General features: G+C 68.8%; 18 protein-coding genes. 14 read left to right on the top strand and 4 right to left on the bottom strand.

What is annotated here, in order from left to right; genetic code table 11:
* On the top strand, window positions 1-342 hold the full coding sequence (locus tag AWB95_RS16100) for a WhiB family transcriptional regulator (protein WP_062541315.1): 342 nt from the start codon (window positions 1-3) through the stop codon (window positions 340-342).
* A gap of 121 nt (window positions 343-463) precedes the next feature.
* Here the strand turns inward: AWB95_RS16100 and AWB95_RS16095 are convergent, their stop codons facing one another.
* On the bottom strand, window positions 464-886 hold the full coding sequence (locus AWB95_RS16095; protein WP_085168399.1) for a metallopeptidase family protein: 423 nt from the start codon (window positions 884-886) through the stop codon (window positions 464-466).
* 152 nt (window positions 887-1038) lie between these two features.
* Here AWB95_RS16095 and AWB95_RS16090 point away from each other — a divergent pair, with 152 nt between their 5' ends.
* From AWB95_RS16090 to AWB95_RS16070, 5 genes are all read left to right on the top strand, one after another.
* Window positions 1039-1464, top strand: a complete 426-nt coding sequence (locus AWB95_RS16090) for a DUF3499 domain-containing protein (RefSeq protein WP_193830654.1) — start codon at window positions 1039-1041, stop codon at window positions 1462-1464.
* Window positions 1465-1544: 80 nt separating this feature from the next.
* The gene (locus AWB95_RS16085; RefSeq protein ID WP_062541297.1) at window positions 1545-2933 is read left to right on the top strand and encodes a phosphomannomutase/phosphoglucomutase; all 1389 of its coding nucleotides are present in this window, start codon (window positions 1545-1547) and stop codon (window positions 2931-2933) included.
* Window positions 2934-2938: 5 nt separating this feature from the next.
* Complete coding sequence (locus AWB95_RS16080) at window positions 2939-4006, top strand: TobH protein (protein ID WP_420799451.1); 1068 nt, start codon at window positions 2939-2941, stop codon at window positions 4004-4006.
* 9 nt (window positions 4007-4015) lie between these two features.
* Entirely contained in the window at window positions 4016-5242 is a 1227-nt protein-coding gene (manA, locus tag AWB95_RS16075) for a mannose-6-phosphate isomerase, class I (RefSeq protein WP_062540880.1), read from the top strand.
* A complete protein-coding gene (locus AWB95_RS16070; RefSeq protein ID WP_062540881.1) occupies window positions 5239-6165 on the top strand; it encodes a cation diffusion facilitator family transporter in 927 nt (308 codons plus the stop codon). The genes manA and AWB95_RS16070 overlap by 4 nt, the downstream gene beginning before the upstream one ends.
* On the opposite strand, the gene AWB95_RS16065 is transcribed toward AWB95_RS16070, so the two are convergent.
* A complete protein-coding gene (locus tag AWB95_RS16065) occupies window positions 6120-7484 on the bottom strand; it encodes an FAD-dependent oxidoreductase (RefSeq protein ID WP_099539779.1) in 1365 nt (454 codons plus the stop codon). The genes AWB95_RS16070 and AWB95_RS16065 overlap by 46 nt on opposite strands.
* A 31-nt stretch (window positions 7485-7515) precedes the next feature.
* Between AWB95_RS16065 and AWB95_RS16060 the strand changes: the two genes are divergently transcribed.
* The 6 genes from AWB95_RS16060 (at window position 7516) to ahcY (ending at window position 12977) form a co-directional block, all read left to right on the top strand.
* Entirely contained in the window at window positions 7516-9009 is a 1494-nt protein-coding gene (locus tag AWB95_RS16060; protein ID WP_062540883.1) for an amino acid permease, read from the top strand.
* A 174-nt stretch (window positions 9010-9183) separates the two neighbouring features.
* Entirely contained in the window at window positions 9184-10395 is a 1212-nt protein-coding gene (locus AWB95_RS16055; protein ID WP_085168396.1) for an alkane 1-monooxygenase, read from the top strand.
* Window positions 10395-10625, top strand: a complete 231-nt coding sequence (locus tag AWB95_RS16050; protein WP_084707212.1) for a rubredoxin — start codon at window positions 10395-10397, stop codon at window positions 10623-10625. Before AWB95_RS16055 ends, AWB95_RS16050 begins: the two co-directional genes overlap by 1 nt.
* On the top strand, window positions 10618-10800 hold the full coding sequence (locus AWB95_RS16045) for a rubredoxin (RefSeq protein WP_062540888.1): 183 nt from the start codon (window positions 10618-10620) through the stop codon (window positions 10798-10800). Before AWB95_RS16050 ends, AWB95_RS16045 begins: the two co-directional genes overlap by 8 nt.
* Window positions 10797-11423: a TetR family transcriptional regulator AlkX gene (alkX, locus tag AWB95_RS16040; protein WP_169714690.1), complete on the top strand. Its 627-nt coding sequence runs from the start codon at window positions 10797-10799 to the stop codon at window positions 11421-11423. Before AWB95_RS16045 ends, alkX begins: the two co-directional genes overlap by 4 nt.
* An 81-nt stretch (window positions 11424-11504) precedes the next feature.
* On the top strand, window positions 11505-12977 hold the full coding sequence (ahcY, locus tag AWB95_RS16035) for an adenosylhomocysteinase (RefSeq protein WP_062540885.1): 1473 nt from the start codon (window positions 11505-11507) through the stop codon (window positions 12975-12977).
* 5 nt (window positions 12978-12982) lie between these two features.
* Here the strand turns inward: ahcY and sigC are convergent, their stop codons facing one another.
* Window positions 12983-13537 carry an RNA polymerase sigma factor SigC gene (gene sigC / locus AWB95_RS16030; RefSeq protein ID WP_062540886.1) on the bottom strand — a complete coding sequence of 185 codons (555 nt, stop codon included), beginning with the start codon at window positions 13535-13537 and terminating at the stop codon, window positions 12983-12985.
* A 42-nt stretch (window positions 13538-13579) separates the two neighbouring features.
* Window positions 13580-14320, bottom strand: coding sequence for a DUF2275 domain-containing protein (locus tag AWB95_RS16025; RefSeq protein ID WP_169714689.1), 741 nt, complete (start codon window positions 14318-14320; stop codon window positions 13580-13582).
* Between the two features lie 180 nt (window positions 14321-14500).
* Here AWB95_RS16025 and AWB95_RS16020 point away from each other — a divergent pair, with 180 nt between their 5' ends.
* Complete coding sequence (locus AWB95_RS16020; protein WP_085168395.1) at window positions 14501-14812, top strand: PE family protein; 312 nt, start codon at window positions 14501-14503, stop codon at window positions 14810-14812.
* On the top strand, window positions 14809-16290 hold a 1482-nt coding region (locus AWB95_RS16015; protein ID WP_099539775.1), incomplete at its 3' end, for a PPE domain-containing protein. The genes AWB95_RS16020 and AWB95_RS16015, both read left to right, overlap by 4 nt.

The raw sequence follows: 16290 nt of genomic DNA, 5'->3' as shown, positions 1-16290 counted from the left end.
ATGGGAAGCACACCGCACACCACTACCGGCGCGGCGACGGCGGGGGCCGCAGCACGACCCCACTTGAGTTTGGTGCCCATCGCGCCCGAAGTGCCCGAAGTCCTTGAGCCGGCGCCGGTTAACGCCGACCAATGGCAAGACCGCGCGCTGTGCGCGCAAACCGATCCCGAGGCGTTCTTCCCCGAGAAAGGCGGCTCCACCCGCGAGGCCAAGAAGATCTGCTTGGGCTGCGAGGTGCGCACGGAGTGCCTGGAGTACGCACTGGCGCACGACGAGCGGTTCGGCATCTGGGGCGGCCTCTCCGAGCGGGAACGCCGTCGCCTCAAGCGCGGCATCATCTAACCGGCAGGCAGGGTTAGTCGGCGGCCGACCCGCCGCGCCCGGCTATGCCGCGCTTGCGATCGCCCGGTTAGTCGGCGGCCGACCCGCCGCGCCCGGCTATGCCGCGCTTGCGATCGCCCGGTTAGTCGTCGTCGATCGTCGGGTCGATGACGGAGGGCTCGACGTCCAGATACGTGGCCACTTGAGCCACCAGAATTTCGTGCAGCAATTCGGCGAGTTCGACGGTGTCCTTCGCGCGCCGCTCGATCGGCTTGCGGAACAACACGATTCGGGCCCGGGTGGCATTGCCGCGCACGTCCACCCCGGCGGGGATCAACCGGGCCAGCGCAATCGGCCCGTCGGCGATCACCTCCGGCGGCCACTGCACACTCTCGGGATCGCGGGCGGAGATCCGGGGGATCTCGTCGACGGCGACGTCGAGCCCGGACAAGCGGTCAGCCCAGCGCTGCTCGATGGGCTCGTAGGCCTCCAGCACCGCCATGTCGAACCGCTCGGCGCGGCTGCGCCACCCCGGCACCGTGGGCGGCAGTAGCGGACCGCGCATTTCGCGCCCCCGCCGTGACGCAGATCTGCGCACCGAGCGCCCGGAGCTGCGCGAATCGCTCACGGGCCGATGGTAACGGTTGGACATCGTGGTCCCCAGGTATGCGCGTGTCACCCGATGCCAGGACGTTTGCGCACGATAGCCTCTCGATCGTGAATGTTCCGCGTCGCTGCTGTCGGCCCGGGTGCCCGCACTACGCGGTGGCAACGCTGACGTTCGTCTACTCCGACTCCACCGCGGTGATCGGCCCACTCGCCACCGCCCGCGAGCCGCACTCCTGGGACCTCTGCGTCAGCCACGCCGGTCGCATCACCGCGCCGCGGGGCTGGGAGCTCGTCCGCCACTCCGGCCCGCTGTCCATCCCGTCCGACGACGACGATCTGGTCGCGCTGGCCGAGGCAGTGCGCGAGGGCCGCGCCGCGGTCCCTGCCGCGCCACCGGTCAACGGATTCGCCGACCCCGACGCGGCGCCGGCACCGGCTCCGAGCGCCGCTGTGCTGACCCCGGCCGGGCAGCGCCCCGCCGGCACCGGGCGCCGCCGCGGCCATCTGCGGGTGCTGCCCGACCCCGCCGACTAGAAGCCTGCTTAGCTGTCAGCCGGTCCCCCCGAAACCGTTAGGCTGACCACCATAGAGTCCCGATAGTCAGGAGCCCTTTCATGTCTCGGCCCGCCGCGGCTGTCAACCGTGTGATCAAGGCTTATGACGTGCGAGGCGTCGTCGGTGAGGACATCGACGAGCCGTTTGCCGCCGACGTCGGCGCGGCGTTCGCCAGGCTGGTGCGTGAGGACGGCGCGGGGCGGGTAGCCCTCGGCCACGACATGCGGGACAGTTCGCCGGCGTTGGCCGCGGCCTTCGCGTCCGGGGTTACCGGGCAGGGGCTCGACGTGATCCGGATCGGTCTGGCATCGACCGATCAGCTTTATTTCGCCTCGGGGCTGCTGGACTGCCCGGGCGCAATGTTCACCGCCAGCCACAACCCGGCCGCCTACAACGGGATCAAGCTGTGCCGGGCGGGCGCCAAGCCGGTCGGCGCCGACACCGGGTTGGCCACCATCCGCGACGACCTGATCGCCGGTGTGCCGAGCTACGACGGGCCGGCCGGCAGCATCGCCGAGAAGGATGTGCTCGCCGACTACGGGCAATTCCTGCGCTCGCTGGTGGACCTCTCCACGCTGCGCCCGCTGCGGGTGGCCGTCGACGCGGGCAACGGGATGGCCGGCCACACCGCCCCGGCGGTGCTCGGCGCAATCGAGTCGATCACGCTGCTGCCGTTGTACTTCGAGCTCGACGGCTCGTTCCCCAACCACGAAGCCAACCCGCTGGACCCGGCGAACCTCAAAGACCTGCAGGCCTACGTGCAGCAGAGCGGTGCGGATATCGGGCTGGCATTCGACGGCGACGCCGATCGCTGCTTCGTGGTCGACGATCGCGGCGAGCCGGTGTCGCCGTCGACGGTGACCGCGTTGGTCGCCGCCCGCGAACTGTCCCGCGAGATCGGCGCGACGGTGATCCACAACCTGATCACCTCCCGCGCGGTACCGGAGCTGGTGGTCGAGCGCGGCGGCACACCGGTGCGCTCCCGCGTCGGGCACTCCTACATCAAGGCGCTGATGGCCGACACCGGCGCGATCTTCGGGGGCGAGCACTCCGCGCACTACTACTTCCGCGACTTCTGGGGCGCCGACTCCGGGATGCTCGCCGCGCTGTACGTGCTGGCCGCGCTCGGTGAACAAGACCGGCCGCTCTCCGAGCTCACCGCCGACTACCAGCGCTACGAATCCTCCGGGGAAATCAACTTCACGGTCACCGACGCCGCCTCGGCCACCGAGGCGGTGCTGAAGTCCTTCGGCGGCCGCATCCACTCCATCGACCATCTGGACGGGGTGACCGTCGACCTCGGCGACGGCAGCTGGTTCAACCTGCGCAGCTCCAACACCGAGCCGCTGCTGCGGCTCAACGTCGAAGCACGCTGCGCCGAGGACGTCGACGCGGTGGTTCAACAGGTTGCCGCGGAAATAGCCGGGCTGACACAGGCAGTCACGTGAACGCCATCCACGCCACCATTGACATCGACGACACCGACGCCCTGATCGCCGCCGACCGCGACGGGCTGTTGCGGGCCGCGTCGATGGCCGGCGCACAGGTGCGGGCCACCGCCGCCGCGTCCGAGGAGGGTGCGCTCGACGCGGTGCGCGGAGATACCCCCCGCACAGTGATCTGGGTGGCCGGTCGCGGCACCGCCGAAACCGCCGGCACCATGCTGGCCGCGACGCTGGGCGGCTCGGCCGCCGCGCCGATCGTGGTCGCCGCCGAGGCCCCACCGTGGATCGGCGCGCTCGATGTGCTGATCATCGCCGGCGACGACCCGGGCGATCCTGCACTGGTCGGCGCCGCCGCCACCGGGGTGCGCCGCGGCGCCCGCGTGGTCGTCGCGGCACCCTACGAAGGCCCGCTGCGCGACACCACGGCCGGGCGGGTCGCGGTGCTGGAGCCGCGGATGCGGGTCCCTGACGAATTCGGCCTGTGCCGCTACCTGGCCGCCGGGCTGGCCGCACTGGACAGCATCGACCCCAAGCTGCGGACGGATCTGGCTGTGCTGGCCGACGAGCTGGACGCCGAGGCGCTGCGCAACAGCGCGGGACGCGAAGTGTTCACCAATCCGGCCAAGGCGCTGGCCCAGCGGATGGCGGGGCGCAGCGTCGTGCTGGCGGGAGACTGTGGAGCGACGCTGGCGCTGGCCCGGCACGGATCGTCGGTGTTGCTGCGGATCGGCCATCAGGTAGTGGCGGCCACCGGACTGGCCGACGCGCTGGTGGCGCTGCGCACTGCGCCGACGTTCGCCGAGGCGACGGACGCGCTGTTTCACGACGAAGCGATCGACGGACCGCTGCCCGAGCGGCTGCGGGTGCTGGCGCTGACGCTGGCCGCCGACCGGACCGTCGTCGCCGCCCGGGTCGCCCCGCTCGACGACGTCGACATCGTCGGCGCCGAGGACGTACCCGACGTGTCGGTCGGCGCTGCCGGCCAGGTCGGCGCGCAGCGGGCCGAGCAGCAGCTGGCAATATTGGCCGTTCGACTGGAGATGGCCGCCGTTTACTTGCGACTGGTGCGGGGATAGACAACAGACGTGGAACTGCTACGCGGAGCGATACGGACGTACGCCTGGGGATCGCGTACGGCCATCGCCGAATTCACCAGGCGATCCGTCCCGGCGGCTCACCCCGAAGCCGAACTCTGGTTCGGCGCGCATCCGGCCGACCCGGCATGGCTGGAGACCGCCGGCGGCGAAACGTCGTTGCTGGACGCCCTGGTCGCCGACCCCGACGGCCAGCTCGGTTCGGCAACTCGTGCCCGATTCGGTGACGTGCTGCCGTTCCTGGTGAAAGTGCTTGCCGCCGACGAGCCGTTGTCGCTGCAGGCGCACCCCAGCGCCGAGCAAGCCGCCGAGGGCTATCTGCGCGAGGAGCGGCTCGGTATCCCCATCAACTCGCCGATACGCAACTACCGCGACAAGAGTCACAAGCCCGAATTGCTGGTGGCGCTGCACCCGTTCGAGGCACTGGCCGGGTTCCGTCCGGCCGCCCGCACCGTCGAATTGCTCCGGGCGCTGGCGGTCTCCGACCTGGATCCGTTCATCCATCTGCTCAACGACCAGTCCGACGCCGACGGGCTGCGCGCGCTGTTCACCACCTGGATCACCGCCCCGCAGCCCGACATCGACGTGCTGATCCCCGCCGTGCTCGACGGTGCGATCAACTACATCACTTCCGGTGCAACGGAATTCGCGGCCGAAGCCAAGACCGTTCTGGAGCTTGGTGAGCGCTACCCGGGAGACGCCGGTGTGCTGGCGGCGTTGTTGCTCAACCGGATCAGCCTGGCCCCCGGGGAGGCGCTCTTCCTGGCGGCCGGCAACCTGCACACGTACTTGCGGGGGGTTGCGCTGGAGGTTATGGCCAACTCCGACAACGTGTTACGCGGCGGCCTGACCCCCAAGCACGTCGACGTGCCGGAGCTGCTGCGCGTGCTGGACTTCACGCCCACCACCGAGGACCAGCTGCGGCCGCCGACGCATCGCGACGGGCTTGGGCTGGTTTACGACACCCCAACCGACGAATTCGCGGTGTGCGTGCTGACTCTCGACGACGAGCACGTCGGTCACGAGGTCGACGCGCCGTCACGCCACGACGGCCCGCAGATCCTGTTGTGCACCGAGGGCCGCACCACCGTGCACGGAAAATCCGGGACGCTGACACTCGAGCGCGGGGCCGCGGCCTGGGTGGCCGCCGACGACGGGCCGATCCGGCTGGTGGCACACCAGCCGACGAAGTTGTTCCGGGCCACCGTCGGCCTGTGAGTACCTCTGCCAGCACCCGCGCGATCCTGGCTGCGCTGGCCGCCAACGCCGGCATTGCCGCGGCCAAGTTCGTCGGCTTTGTGGTCACCGGCAGCTCGTCGATGCTCGCCGAGGCGGTGCATTCGGTGGCCGACACCTCCAACCAGGCGCTATTGCTGTTCGGACAGCGCGCGGCGCGCAAACAGGCCGACGCGCTGCACCCGTTCGGCTACGGCCGCAGCCGCTACTTCTGGTCGTTCGTGGTGGCGCTGGTGTTGTTCACGCTCGGCGCAGTCTTCGCCCTCTACGAGGGCTATCACAAGATCGTCCACCCCACCGAGTTGACATCGCCGGCTGTGGCGCTGGTGATCTTGGCGGTGGCAATCACGTTGGAGGCGTTCAGTTTCCGCACGGCGGTGGTCGAGTCCCGGCCGCTGAAGGGCAGCGGTAGCTGGTGGCGGTTCATCCGCAACTCCCGCAATCCGGAGCTGCCGGTGGTGCTGCTGGAAGACACCGGCGCGCTGATCGGATTGGTGTTCGCGCTGGCCGGCGTCGGTTTGACGACAGCCACCAGCAACCCGGTCTGGGACGGCGTCGGCACCATCGCGATCGGTCTGCTGCTGGGCGTCATCGCGACCATCCTGATGGTCGAGATGCACAGCCTGCTGATCGGGGAGAGCGCCACCGCGGCGGAAGTCGAGGCTATCCGGGCGGCGCTGGAAAACACCGAACATGTCGACCGCCTGATCCATTTGCGCACGCAGTACCTGGGCCCCGACGAGATGCTCGTGGGCGCCAAGATCGCGGTGGGTCCGGAGGTCGAACTGGCCACGGTGGCGGCCACCATCGACGCCGCCGAGGCCAACATTCGCGCGGCGGTACCGGCCGCCCGGGTCATCTACCTCGAGCCCGATTTGGATCGCGCCCGCTCGCGCAGTAGCTGACGACGCTCGGCGAACCACAGCCGCATGTTGTGTCGGATCGTGCGCGCGATCAGTTTGGCTGAGGGGATCATGTAGAGGCTGTCCAGCAGCGAGAACCGGCGCAAAAACCATTCGGCGAGAACGGGATCGGTTTCCGCGGCGCCGAGCAGCTGGTCGTAGAGGTTACCGACCGGGCGATACCACCAGGGCATCGGACCGGCAGCGTGGTGGAACGTGAAATCGCCGACGGAATTCATGACCCACACCGGGTAGGTGGTCTTCGCGGTGGCCCGGTTCAGCTGACGGGCCAAATCTGCGCCCGGGTTGGCCAGCGCCTGGCGCAGATGACCGGCCTGCAGCGACGTCATCGTCATCCCCTGCCCGAAGGTGGGATCGAAGCTGGCCACCGCGTCACCGAACGGCACGATCCCGGCCGGAAACCGGTCGAGCTTGTCATAGCGGCGCCAGCGGCTGGTGGGGAAGCGATGGAAGGCCACCTCGCCGATTGGCTCGGCCTGTTCGAGCGCGGCGGTGAACTGCGCGGGCAACAGCTTCTCGGCCAGCACCCGGATCTCCGAGAAAGTATGCGGCGGTTCGACTTTGGCGACACCGAAGGTGGTCAGCGTCCAGGTGCCGTCCTCGTATTGCAGCATGCCCAGCCCCAGCGGCTGCTCGCGGGACGCGCCGGCGACCACCACCTTCTGGTTGATCATGCCATCGGGAATCCGAAGCTGTTGCGTCGCATAGCCGATACCGACGTCGACAACCTCCTCGGGTGGCCGCGGATATCCCCACTTCTCGAGCCACACCGGCAGTCTGGTGCCGCGCCCGGCGGCGTCGACGACGAGGTCGGCGGCGACGAGCTCGCCTGAATCGAGCGACACGCCGCTCACCCGTCTCGCGACGGGGTCGAAGCGCGGTTCGACCACCGTGCGCTGCTGCTGGATCTCGACGTTGGGCAACGCAACGACGCGCCGCCGGATCTGCCATTCCAACTGCGGCCGGCTGGGCACGTAGGCGGTGAACTCGTCGCGCAGGGTGTGGCCGGTTCCGAGCAGATGGCCGGCGGCGCCGAAGTAGATGGCATCCGGGCGGTTCGGCAGGATCGGCACCCCGGCGGCGACCATGTCGTCGAGCAGGCCCGGGAACAACGCCTCGAATTCCGCCGCGCCCCGCGCCATCAGCAGGTGCACGTGCCGGCCCTGCGGGACCGCCGCGCGGTTGGCGGGTGCAGCCGGCAGCTCGTCGCGCTCGAACAGCGTGACCCGGTCGTAGAAGTCGGCCAGCACCCGCGCGGCACACAGGCCCGCGATGCTGGCACCTATCACGACGGCGCGCATGTCCGCACAGTAGTCGGTACTGTCCCGGTGCATGGCCGATCGCTGGCGCGTCAAGTCCGTCGAACAGTCGATATCCGACACCGACGAGCCGGACAGTCGACTGCACAAAAACCTCAGCTGGTGGCACCTGACCGTGTTCGGTGTCTCGGTGGTGATCGGCGCCGGGATCTTCACGGTCACCGCCTCGACCGCGGGCAACATCACGGGCCCGGCCATCTGGATCTCGTTTCTGATCGCGGCGATCACCTGCGGGCTGGCCGCGGTGTGCTACGCGGAGTTCGCCTCTACGCTGCCGGTGGCGGGCAGCGCCTACACCTTCTCCTATGCCACCTTCGGCGAGTTCCTGGCGTGGGTGATCGGCTGGAACCTGGTGCTCGAGTTGGCCATCGGCGCAGCGGTGGTGGCTAAGGGGTGGTCCAGCTACCTCGACACCATGTTCGGAATCGCCAGGGGCACAATCACTTTGGGCTCGCTCACACTCGACTGGGGCGCGCTATTGATCGTGGCGCTGGTGGCGACGCTGCTGGCGCTGGGCACCAAGTTGTCCGCGCATTTCTCGGCGGCGGTCACTGCGATCAAGGTGTCCGTGGTGGCGTTGGTGGTGGTGGTCGGCGCCTTCTACATCAAGGCCGACAACTACTCGCCGTTCATCCCGGCGCCGGAGGCCGATCACGCCGGCACCGGCGTCGACCAGTCGGTGCTCTCGCTGATGACCGGGGCGCACACCAGCCACTACGGCTGGTTCGGCGTGCTGGCCGGGGCGTCGATAGTGTTCTTCGCGTTCATCGGGTTCGACATCGTGGCCACCATGGCCGAGGAGACCAAGCACCCGCAACGCGACGTCCCGCGCGGGATTCTTGCGACGCTGGGCATCGTCACCGTGCTCTACGTCGCGGTGTCGGTCGTGCTGTCCGGGATGGTGCCCTACACCGCGCTTCGCGACCGCCCCGGCGGCAAGCATGCCAACCTCGCCACCGCGTTCGCGGCCAACGGGGTGCACTGGGCGTCCGGCGTCATCTCGATCGGAGCGCTGGCCGGACTGACCACCGTGGTGATGGTGCTGATGCTCGGCCAGTGCCGGGTGCTGTTCGCGATGTCGCGCGACGGGCTGCTGCCCCGGCAACTGGCGGCTACGGGCTCGCGCGGGACGCCGGTGCGGATCACCGTGCTGGTCGCGCTGCTGGTGGCGCTGGCGGCATCGGTGTTCCCGATGGCCAAACTCGAGGAGATGGTCAACGTCGGAACGCTGTTCGCGTTCGTCCTGGTGTCCGCCGGGGTGATCATCCTGCGCCGCACCCGCCCCGACCTGCCGCGGGGCTTCCGGGCGCCGTGGGTGCCGCTGCTGCCGATCGCCTCGGTGTGCGCGTGCCTGTGGCTGATGCTCAACCTGACCGGGGTGACCTGGATCCGGTTCGGCGTCTGGATGGTCGTCGGCGTCGCCATCTACTACGGCTACGGCCGCCGGCACTCGGTGTTGGCGGGCCGGGCGGCCGAGGAGCAGGCCGCCGCGGAGGTTGCGTCTTAACCGCAGCTGGGCACCGAGCGTGCACTGGCGGCGAGTTTTCTAGCGATTTTTCGCCCTGAGTACACGTTCGGCGAGCAGGCGTCTTTACAAACGATACCTCTATGTCTAGACAGCCGACATATTCGCCTGTATTGTCCAATCTCAAGTGCTGTGACTCACAACGGAGGTTGCGACATGACCACCAGTACAGGCCCCGACGTCACCGTGTGGCGGGACAAGAAGCGCCACCTGTGGCTGCTCGGCCTGATCGCGCCGACGGCGCTGCTGCTGATCCTTCCGATCGTGTGGGCGATGGATCAGGCCGGCTGGCGGAGCGCCTCGCAGGTGCTGTTCTGGATCGGCCCGATCCTGATCTACCTCCTGCTGCCCGCGCTGGATCTGCGCTTCGGGTCCGACGGGCAAAACCCGCCCGACGAGGTGATGGAGCGGCTGGAGAACGACCGCTACTACCGCTACTGCACCTACATCTACATCCCGTTCCAATACCTCAGCGTGGTCCTGGGCGCGTATCTGTTCACCGCGTCGGACCTGAGCTGGCTGGGCTTCGAGGGGTCGCTCAGCTGGCCGGCCAAGATCGGACTGGCGCTCTCGACCGGCACCCTCGGCGGCGTCGGCATCAACACCGCCCACGAGATGGGCCACAAGAAGGAAACGCTGGAGCGCTGGCTGTCCAAGATCACCCTGGCCCAGACCTGCTACGGGCACTTCTACATCGAGCACAACCGCGGCCACCACGTGCGGGTGGCCACCCCTGAAGACCCGGCGTCGGCGCGGTTCGGCGAGACGTTCTGGGAGTTCTTCCCGCGCAGCGTGATCGGCAGCCTGCGCTCGGCGTGGAACTTGGAGGCGCAGCGGCTGCGCCGGCTGAACAAGAGCCCGTGGCATCCGTCCAACGACGTGCTCAACGCGTGGCTGATGTCGGTGGCGTTGTGGGGCGTGCTGATCGCGGTATTCGGCCCGGCGCTGATCCCGTTCGTGGTCATCCAGGCCGTCTACGGCTTCTCGCTGCTGGAGTCGGTGAACTACCTCGAGCACTACGGTCTGCTGCGGCAGAAGACCGCCAACGGCCGCTACGAGCGCTGCACCCCGCAGCACAGCTGGAACTCCGATCACATCGTGACCAACCTGTTCCTGTACCACCTGCAACGACACAGCGACCACCACGCCAACCCGACACGCCGCTACCAGACGCTGCGCAGCATGGACGGCGCACCGAACCTGCCCAGTGGGTACGCGTCGCTGATCGGGCTGACCTACCTGCCGCCGCTGTGGCGCAGGGTGATGGATCACCGGGTGTTGGCGCACTACGACGGCGACGTCACCCGCGCCAACATCCACCCACGCGTCCGCGACCGGGTGCTGGCCCGCTACGGGGCGGTGGCGTGATGGCGTCGTACCAGTGCCCGGGCTGCGGCTACGTTTACGACGAGGCCAAAGGCGCTGCGCGGGAGGGTTTTCCGGCCGGCACACGTTGGGATCAGATTCCCGACGACTGGTGCTGCCCGGACTGTGCGGTCCGCGAGAAGGTCGACTTCGAACCGATGCGTCCGACGACGACGAGTGCCGGCACGGCACGAGGAGGAATCGGACAATCAAGGGAGCAAACGCATGAGTGACTACAGGCTGTTCGTCTGCGTGCAGTGCGGCTTCGAGTACGACGAAGCCAAGGGCTGGCCCGAAGACGGCATCGCGCCCGGCACCCGCTGGGACGACATTCCCGACGATTGGAGCTGCCCGGACTGCGGCGCGGCCAAGTCCGACTTCGAGATGGTAGAAGTCGCGCGTTCGTGACGGCTAGTGTCGCGCATGTGAAACGGGTCCCGTACGCCGAGGCGTCGCGGGTCCTGCTGCGCGATTCGGTGCTCGACGCGATGCGCGAGCTGCTGCTGAGCCGTGACTGGTCGGCGATCACGCTGGCCGACGTGGCCCGCGCCGCGGGCATCAGCCGGCAGACCATCTACAACGAGTTCGGCTCGCGCCAGGGCCTGGCCCAGGGCTACGCGCTGCGGCTCGCCGACCGGCTGGTGGACGCCGTCGAGGACGCCATCTACTCCAACGTCGGCGACGTCTATGCGGCGTTCCTGCAGGGTTTCCGGATGTTCTTCACCGAGTCGGCCGCCGACCCGCTGGTGATCTCGCTGCTGACCGGCGTCGCCAAGCCCGACCTGCTGCAGCTGATCACCACCGACAGCGGCCCGATCATCACCCATTGTTCGGAGCGGTTGACGAACACCTTCCAGCACAGCTGGGTCAAGGCCAGCGATGAGGATGCGGGGATCATCGCGCGCGCCATCGTGCGGCTGGCGATGAGCTATGTGTCGATGCCGCCCGAAGCCGACCACGACGTCGCCGTCGATCTGGCGCGGCTGATGACGCCGGCCGTTGAACGCTACGGTGTCATCGAAACACCCTGACCCGGCCTCGCATGCGCGCCGCGTCGAGGACTAATGTATATGCAAGCTAACTAGTTGAACCGACGAGGGATTGGGCCATAGATGACGACCACCGAAAACGCGCTGAGCGCCGACGTCCGCAACGGCATCGAGTACAAGGTCGCCGACCTGTCGCTGGCTGGGTTCGGGCGCAAGGAGATCCGGCTGGCCGAGCACGAGATGCCGGGCTTGATGGCTCTGCGCCGGGAGTACGCCGAGGTGCAACCGCTGAAGGGCGCGCGGATTTCGGGGTCGCTGCACATGACCGTGCAGACCGCGGTGTTGATCGAGACTTTGACGAGCCTCGGTGCTGAAGTTCGATGGGCGAGTTGCAACATCTTCTCCACCCAGGACCACGCCGCGGCAGCGGTGGTCGTCGGCCCGCACGGCACCCCGGAGGAGCCCAAGGGCACGTCGGTGTTCGCGTGGAAGGGCGAGACGCTCGAGGAATACTGGTGGGCTGCCGAGCAGGCGCTGACCTGGCCCGGCGAACCGGCCAACATGATCCTCGACGATGGCGGCGACGCCACCATGATGGTGTTGCGCGGCATGCAGTACGAGAAGGCCGGTGTGGTGCCGCCCGCCGAGGAGGACGACTCGGCCGAGTGGAAGATCTTCCTGAACCGGCTGCGCGAGGGCCTGGAGAACGACAAGACCAAGTGGACCAAGATCGCCGAGTCGGTCAAGGGTGTCACCGAGGAAACGACGACCGGTGTGCTGCGGCTCTACCAGTTCGCGGCCGCCGGCGATCTGGCATTCCCGGCGATCAACGTCAACGATTCGGTGACCAAGTCCAAGTTCGACAACAAGTACGGCTGCCGGCACTCGCTGATCGACGGCATCAACCGCGGCACCGACGTGCTGATCGGCGGCAAGAAGGCGCTGGTCTGCGGCTACGGCGACGTCGGCAAGGGCTGCGCGGAGTCGCTGGCCGGCCAGGGCGCCCGGGTGACCGTCACCGAGATCGACCCGATCAACGCGCTGCAGGCGCTGATGGAGGGCTACGACGTCAAGACCGTCGAGGAGGCGATCGGCGAGGCCGACATCGTCGTCACCGCGACCGGCAACAAGGACATCATCACGCTCGAGCACATGAAGGCGATGAAGGACCAGGCGATCCTGGGCAACATCGGCCACTTCGACAACGAGATCGACATGGCCGCGCTGGAGCGTTCCGGCGCGACGAAGACGAACATCAAGCCGCAAGTGGACGTGTGGACCTTCGGCGACACGGGCCGCTCGATCATCGTGCTCTCCGAAGGCCGGCTGCTCAACCTCGGCAACGCCACCGGCCACCCGTCGTTCGTGATGAGCAACAGCTTCTCCAACCAGGTGATCGCCCAGATCGAGCTGTGGACCAAGAACGACGAGTACGACAACGAGGTCTACCGGCTGCCCAAGCACCTCGACGAGAAGGTGGCCCGCATCCACGTCGAAGCCCTGGGTGGCCAGTTGACCAAGCTGACCAAGGACCAGGCCGAGTACATCGGCGTCGACGTCGAGGGCCCCTACAAGCCCGACCACTACCGCTACTAAACCGGCTAGCCGGTCGCCTCGTCTGGGTCGAGCCCGGCCAGCAGCGCCCCGCGGGCGCGGGCGACGCGAGACCGTATGGTGCCAACCGGGCAGCCGCACACCGCGGCAGCGTCGGCGTAGGACAGTCCCAGCAGTTGGGTGAGCAGCAGGGCCTCGCGCTGGTCGGCGGTGAGGTTGGCGATCATCGTCTTGACCTCGACGACGTCCTCGAATCCGCGGCTGGGCCGGTCGCGGTTGAGCAGCTGTTCGGGGTCGGCGCCGTGCGCGGTCCGTGGGCGGGCCTGGGCGTGGCGCACATGGTCGGCGACGACACGGCGCGCGATGGCCAACAGCCACGTGCGGGCGCTGGATCGTCCGGAGAATCGCCGGATGGCGCCGATGGCCCGCAGAAACGTCTCCTGGGTCAGGTCGTCGGCGTGGGACCCGTCCGACAGGTAGGCGACAAAGCGCCACACGTCCTGCTGGGTGGCTTTGATGAACGTCTCGAGCGCCCCGGCCTCGCCGCGCGCAGCGGCGAGGGCATGTGCGGTAACGGCGTCGTCGTCGCTACGCGCGGTCATGACGACCCACTTTAATACGACGCGCTGTAGTAGAACGCACCGTCAGGCAGCGGAGCGGTTGACGGGCCACAGGTGCGCGCGGCGTCGAGCGGCCGGAGCGGGCGCAGTCAGCACCAGCTCGGTTGTCGGGGCGCCGCCCTCGGCCTCGGGCTTGGTCGACCCGACGTGCTCGCGGGCCACCAAAAACGCAAACAGCAGGCCGAGCAGCACCGGTAGGTGGCTGGCGATGCGCGCCGCGGTGACCTGTCCGGTGCAGGCGTCGACGGTCACGTAGCCGAGCAGGGCCACCGCGAACGCGCCGGCGATCGCCGCGACGCCGACCGCCGCCGCGGTCCAGATGCCGGCGGCGATCATCGCCACACCCAAGGCCAGGAACCATGCGGTGGACTCGTGCAGCAGGTGTGCCCCGGTCGCGGCCCCATGCCCGTGGGTGGACACCAACCCGAAGTCGAGGCCGGCGATTTGGGCCAACGCCACCGCGACCTGCACCATCCCCACGACGATCAGCCCGCAGCGCCGGTAGTCCGACACCAGATCCCGCAGCCAGCGGCGATACGGCGGCGTCGGCGCGACGCCGGCGCTGGCCATGATCTGTTTGACCAGGTCCGGTGCGCGACCCACCTCGACCGAGGACAGCCGGCGGGTCTGCACCGCCACCCCGATCAGCCAGGATCGGCAGTCGTGACACGACCCCAGATGGGCGTCGACCCGTTGGGCCGGCACGTGCGCAGCCTCACCATCCAACCTCGCCGACAGCGCTTCCCGCGCAACCTCACACCGCATCGCTGTATCGTCGCGCATTCCTGAGCCCCGCACAAAGGTGGCCCCGCGGCGATCGCAAGCGCGGCGGAGCCGGGCGCTGCGGGTCGCCGCGCGAAAACCCCGCCGGAACTAATTCGCGGCGCGCGCCGACCACTTGTAGGTACGCACGATCAACCGGAACTGATCCCGAAAGAGGTATTTGTGTCCCTGCGAGTTGTTCCCGAGGGCCTGACCGCGGCCAGCGCTGCCGTGGCAGCGTTGACAGCGCGGCTTGCTGCCGCGGAGGCCGGTGCGGCGCCGCTGATTTCGGCAGTGGTGCCGCCCGCCGTCGATCCGGTGTCGCTGCAGACGGCGGTGGGGTTCAGCGCATCCGGTAACGAGCATGGCGTCGCGGCTGCGCAGGGCGTCGAGGAGCTGGGCCGCTCCGGCGCCGGCGTCGGCCAGGCCGCCGGCAGCTACGCCACCGGTGACGCGGCAGCCGCGTCGTCGTACCCGGTTGCCGGCGGCTTATGACGGCGCCAATCTGGATGGCCTTTCCGCCGGAGGTGCACTCGACGCTGCTGAGCACCGGCCCGGGACCGGCCTCACTGTTGGCGGCCGCCGGGGCGTGGTCCTCGTTGAGCGCCGAATACGCCTCGGCCGCAGACGAACTCACCGCGACGCTGGCCGGCGCGCAGGCGGTGTGGGAGGGCCCGACTGCGGAAGAGTATGTGGCGGCGCACGGCCCGTACCTGAGCTGGCTGCTCGATACCGCCGAGAAAAGCGCGGTGGCGGCGACTCTGCACCAGACCGCCGCCGGCGCCTATACCGCCGCGCTGGCCGCCATGCCCACGCTGGCGGAGCTGGCGGCCAACCACGCTGTCCACGCGACGTTGGTCGCGACCAACTTCTTCGGTATCAACACCATCCCGATCGCGCTGAACGAGGCCGACTATGTGCGGATGTGGGTTCAGGCGGCCACCACGATGAGCACCTATCAGGCCGTCGCGGGATCGGCTCTGGCGGCCGTCCCCCCGACCGCGCCGTCGCCGCAGATCGTCGCGCCGGGCGGCGAAACCCGCACTGCCGCAACGCAATCGGCCGCTACCCAGCAGCAGGTCGCCACGGCGGCGACCAGTGGTTCGTCGTGGCAGGACCAGTTGGCGAGCGGCATCTCTGACATCACCCAGAACATCCTGTGGCCGCTTGGCAAGCTGATCTACCCCGACGGATGGCCAATTCCCGCAGTTCCTTTCGCCAACGGCGTCGCCTCGTTGCTGACGCAAATCTTCCCCGGAATGTCGCCGGCGCTGGCCACCGCCCTCGGTTGGTTCGTCTTTCATTCCTTGATGCTTGTCTGGCCCCTGGTGCAGGCGGCCCCGGCATTGCTGATGGCCGCTGTTCCTGCGCTGGCCGGCGCCGCGGTCGCCGGCCTGGCGGGAGTGGCGGGCCTGGCCGGCGTGGCCGGAGTCGCCGATGTCGTGGTCTCTCCGGCGGCGGACCTGCCGGCGGCCGCGGCCACTCCGGCCCCTGTCGGCTCAGCGCCGGCGATGTCAACGGTGACGGGCGTCGAATCAAGCGTGAGCAATACCCCGACGACGTCGAGCGCTGCGACGCCGAGCTCGGCCATGCCGAGCGGCGCGGGACCGGCAGGGGGTGGCCCGGAAGTCGGCTTCGGCCCGACCACCGGAATGAGCGAAGGCTTTTACGCGGTGAGCGCGGCGGGATTGTCGGCGCAAACGAGCGCCAGCAGTCGCGCACGCAGCCGGACCAAGGAGTCGTCGTCGGAGGACGTCGACGCGGCGGCGCCCGCCGCTGCGTCGGCTCGCGAGCAGGCGCGGGCCCGGCGGCGCCGGGCTGCGGAGATGGATCGGGGCCACCGCTACGAGTACATGGATTACGAGCCGGTTGCCACCTCCGGGCAGGGTGCCGGGTCGTTGGGTTTTGCCGGGACGGTGGGTCGTGAGGGCGTCGAGCGGGCGGCGGGGTTGGCGACGCTGGATGGTGATGAG

The organism is Mycobacterium celatum (assembly GCF_002101595.1).
Taxonomy (GTDB): Bacteria; Actinomycetota; Actinomycetes; order Mycobacteriales; family Mycobacteriaceae; genus Mycobacterium; species Mycobacterium celatum.
Note: the sequence above shows the minus strand (reverse complement) of the source record. Positions and strands in the feature narration are given on the sequence as shown.